Below are 3,351 nucleotides of genomic sequence, written 5' to 3' on the forward strand. Positions count from 1 at the left end.
GGATGCGGGGGTGTCGTCGCCAACACGGCGCCGAGAGCCCGGCGCCCTCCACGTCGTCCGCCCCGGTCGTCTTGACCTGCCCCACCGCCACCGCTATCTCCGGTGAGCCTCAAGTCGGCACCACCCACGCGAAAGTGGCGGAATTGGCAGACGCGCAGGATTCAGGATCCTGTGGGGTAAAACCCGTGGGGGTTCAAGTCCCCCCTTTCGCACCAACTACCGACGAGCGCCGGCGGGCCCGCTCGAGGTGGCGACTGTAACGGCCCCTGTGGCGGCCATCAGGCGCGGATCGTGGGGCAGCGCCTCGAGCAGGGTCTCCGCCGGCGCTGCGCCGATCCATCCCACGGCGTCCGTCCGGCAAGGCAATGCTCGGCGCTCGACAGTCTGGCCACCGCCTCGTGAGCAGCCAGCGCCCTATCTACTCGGACGTACGGGTTATCCCCAATTGTCTTGTCATCTCCAACCTGCCAGCTGAGCAGTAGGCTTTCATGCCTGAGGCTGGGCTCCAGCGAAGGGAGCGCGGGTATCTCCACGATCCTGCTTCTCGGGTTGGGCACTGCACGACAACCAACGACGTGGCTAGCTAGGGGGGATCCATGCGCAGATTGAGGCTCACGCCGGCGCTGTTCGCGGCGATATTCGCGATGGGCGTCGGCAGCACGGTGCACGCGGATGAGGCCAAGTGTCAGGACGGGGTCGCCAAAGGCTCGCGCAACGTCGGTAACCAGGAGCAGAAGAAGAACCGCAAGTGCGTCAAGGACGGCGCGGGTGACATCGATGGATGCGTTAACGCCGAAGCGGCCAAGGCGGCCATCAAGCGAGGCACGCTGATCGGCCTGTACGCTTCGGGCGGCAAGTGCGACCCGGTAGCCCTTGTCGGCGTGGACAGCGACCCGAACGACATCGCGGACCACACCGAGGATTCGGCGGGTGACATCCTGCGGAAGGTGTTCGGCGACCCAGTCGACGGGATCGTGGCGGGTGACAAGTGCCAGGACAGGATCGCCAAGCGGGGCGGCAAGAAGTTCGACACCGAGCTGAAGGCGTTCCGCAGCTGCATCAAGGATGCGGCACCGGCGATGAATCAGGCCGCAATTGATGGATGCATCGCGACCGGCGTGAACGATGCCAAGGCGCAGAGCACGGTACAGCCCAAGCTCCAGGCCGACATGGCTTCGCAGTGCACCTTTCCTGTGCCCGCCGGGATGGACGACGGCAATTGCAGCGGCTGCACCAGCGCGACGACCTGCGCAACCTGCGTCGGCGACATCGTCGACTGCGAAGCGTGCGAGGCCATGAATGGCAGCAGCAACAGCTTCGTCAACTGCGACCTGCTCGACGACGGCAACGCGAACAGCTCGTGCCCACCCCCCTGCCCCGGCGGCCAGGTCGTCGGGGGCTTCTGCTGGTTTCTCGGCGCGCTTGGCCAAGACTGCGACGACGCCTGCGCGAGCCACGGCTTGACCTACTCCGCTGCGACCCAGACCTACGCCGGAAGCGGCGGCTCCGCGACACTGGCCAATTGCCAAACCGTGATGACAGCGCTCGGTGAGGGCACCACGTTCATCGACTTCGGATCGTGCTTCGATGGCTTTGGATGCGCCCGGAACGTACCTGTTTCCCAGTACTACCGCTGCACCAACATCCCCACCAATTCTACGGCGGTCCACCCCACGGGCGAACGGGCGTGCGCTTGCCAATAGGTTGCCTGGCTGCCTCGCTGCTGCAGCGACCAGCGCGGCCGCTCAGTGGGGGTGACGATTGGACGCCGATCGGGGCCACAGGGCGCTGGCGTACTCGAACACCTGTCCGATGACCGTGCGCTTGCTCTCCACGTTCGCGTCGAGCTTGCACTCGACCAGCGTCAGCCCGCCCGCCTCGTCGGCCGCAAGGACGTCGAGCACGCCCGCCGGACGAAGCGGCAGTTCCCGCACCGCAACCCGCGGCACCAAGACCTGGTCGCCGAGCTGGTGGAGCGGGATGAGGTTCGGCTGGGTGGCGAGCAGCTCCTGCAGCTGCGCTTCGCGTTCGTACGGCTGGGTCGGGCGCAGCTCCCACGAGCCGCCGGCCCGGCGGATGGCGATCTCCATGCGGGTGTGTGGTAGCGCGACGGATGCGGTGCCGGCAAGACGCGCACACCGGGTCGCTAGCTTCGGCCGCTCGGTTCTGCGCTGCGTGTTTGATTCTGCCAGGAATAGAAGATCGTCGCGTTGCCCATCGAGCTGGCTACGAACTCGCGGGCACCGCTCGACCAGATCGACGCACTGGCACCGTCTGGTTGCTGCGGCGGCGAGACAACCGGAGGTCGAGCTGGGCACCGAGCGCCCGCGCCGCTGACGCTATGGTGTAGAGCGTCACGGAGGCGTTGGTCGGGTCGAGGAGCCGATCGAGCGCGCTGCGGCTGGTGCCCATGCGCGCAGCGAGCGCGGCCTTGGTCACCGCCTGCTGCCGCATGAGCTGTTCGAGCTGGCGCGCGAGGACGCGCTTCTGCGCGCGGGCCTCGACGTCTTCCAATGCACCGTCCTCGCGCAGGAGATCGTCGAGCGTTGAGCCGAGGCGTGGGTTCCTCTTCATCGGGCATTCTCCAGTTCGCGCTTGCGTTGGCGGGCGAGTTCGAGATCGCCCGGCGGCGTCTTGCGACTCTTCTTGATGAAGCCGTGCAGCAGCACCATCTGCTCTTCGAACACACAGAAGAGCACCCGCGCGATCCGGCTCCGCAGGTCGGTGCGCACTTCCCACAGGCCCTGCCCCATGTTGCGGCACAGCGGCATACCGAGCGACCACGAAAACTCCACGTCCTTGATGTCCTCTCCCATCGCCAAGTCGATCGGCGCGCGGCAACTCCTTCAACCACTCCCGCACCGGTTCCGGACCGGTAGCGGTGCGGTAGAAGACCGCGGCCAATCGCTTGCGACCACCGGGCACGTCGATGTGTACCATTTCTGGTACGCCAGCTCAACGGCGTCGGGTGCGACGCCGCTCTCGCCTCTGAAGTCGCCGCTGTTGTGCGTCGGCGCCTACGGCCGGCCGGTCGTCGGGCTGGACGGCGCTCGTCGGCATTGGCGGAAGTTCAGTATCGACGGGAGCGGGTCCGTGCTTGGAGGCGTCGCCGATCTGCCAGGCCTCCGATTGTCCCCCTGGGGGACAATCTTCAGGGGTAGAGGGGATCTTTTGGCCGTCTACCTCCTCAGATTTCCTCTGGTTTCGTCGACTCGGACTCGGGTTCAAGTCCCCCCTTTCGCACTCGATACTTAGCCTTGATGTGACAAAAGACTTCAACGCGAAGACGCGAAGACGCGAAGTGTTACCGAGGAGTCTGCACCCGGCCGGCTCTTCCCCAATCCGCATCAG

At 66.1% G+C, this 3,351-nt stretch carries 4 protein-coding genes and 1 tRNA gene; 2 read left to right on the forward strand and 3 right to left on the reverse strand.

Features of this window, described 5'->3' with window-relative positions; genetic code table 11:
• Nucleotides 1–128: 128 nt before the first annotated feature.
• Nucleotides 129–215, forward strand: a tRNA-Leu gene (locus ACRDUX_RS22065).
• Nucleotides 216–644: 429 nt separating this feature from the next.
• Nucleotides 645–1,703, forward strand: a complete 1,059-nt coding sequence (locus ACRDUX_RS22070) for a hypothetical protein (RefSeq protein WP_526416507.1) — start codon at nucleotides 645–647, stop codon at nucleotides 1,701–1,703.
• A gap of 42 nt (nucleotides 1,704–1,745) precedes the next feature.
• On the opposite strand, the gene ACRDUX_RS22075 is transcribed toward ACRDUX_RS22070, so the two are convergent.
• The 3 genes from ACRDUX_RS22075 to ACRDUX_RS22085 form a co-directional block, all read right to left on the reverse strand.
• Entirely contained in the window at nucleotides 1,746–2,090 is a 345-nt protein-coding gene (locus tag ACRDUX_RS22075) for a hypothetical protein (RefSeq protein WP_526416509.1), read from the reverse strand.
• Nucleotides 2,091–2,226: 136 nt separating this feature from the next.
• Nucleotides 2,227–2,574: a helix-turn-helix domain-containing protein gene (locus tag ACRDUX_RS22080; RefSeq protein ID WP_526416511.1), complete on the reverse strand. Its 348-nt coding sequence runs from the start codon at nucleotides 2,572–2,574 to the stop codon at nucleotides 2,227–2,229.
• Nucleotides 2,571–2,816 (reverse strand): type II toxin-antitoxin system RelE/ParE family toxin, encoded by a 246-nt coding sequence (locus ACRDUX_RS22085; protein ID WP_526416512.1) that lies wholly within the window; start codon nucleotides 2,814–2,816, stop codon nucleotides 2,571–2,573. The genes ACRDUX_RS22080 and ACRDUX_RS22085 overlap by 4 nt, the downstream gene beginning before the upstream one ends.
• Nucleotides 2,817–3,351: the final 535 nt, after the last annotated feature.

The organism is Mycobacterium sp. (genome assembly GCF_050701675.1).
In the GTDB taxonomy this organism is placed as follows: domain Bacteria; phylum Actinomycetota; class Actinomycetes; order Mycobacteriales; family Mycobacteriaceae; genus Mycobacterium.

What these genes read in the sequence shown, in the direction of transcription:
- ACRDUX_RS22075 (WP_526416509.1), bottom strand. Translation starts at nt 2,090, where the DNA reads ATGGAGATCGCCATCCGCCGGGCCGGCGGCTCGTGGGAGCTGCGCCCG.
- ACRDUX_RS22080 (WP_526416511.1), bottom strand. Translation starts at nt 2,574, where the DNA reads ATGAAGAGGAACCCACGCCTCGGCTCAACGCTCGACGATCTCCTGCGC.
- ACRDUX_RS22085 (WP_526416512.1), bottom strand. Translation starts at nt 2,816, where the DNA reads ATGGGAGAGGACATCAAGGACGTGGAGTTTTCGTGGTCGCTCGGTATG.
- ACRDUX_RS22070 (WP_526416507.1), top strand. Translation starts at nt 645, where the DNA reads ATGGGCGTCGGCAGCACGGTGCACGCGGATGAGGCCAAGTGTCAGGAC.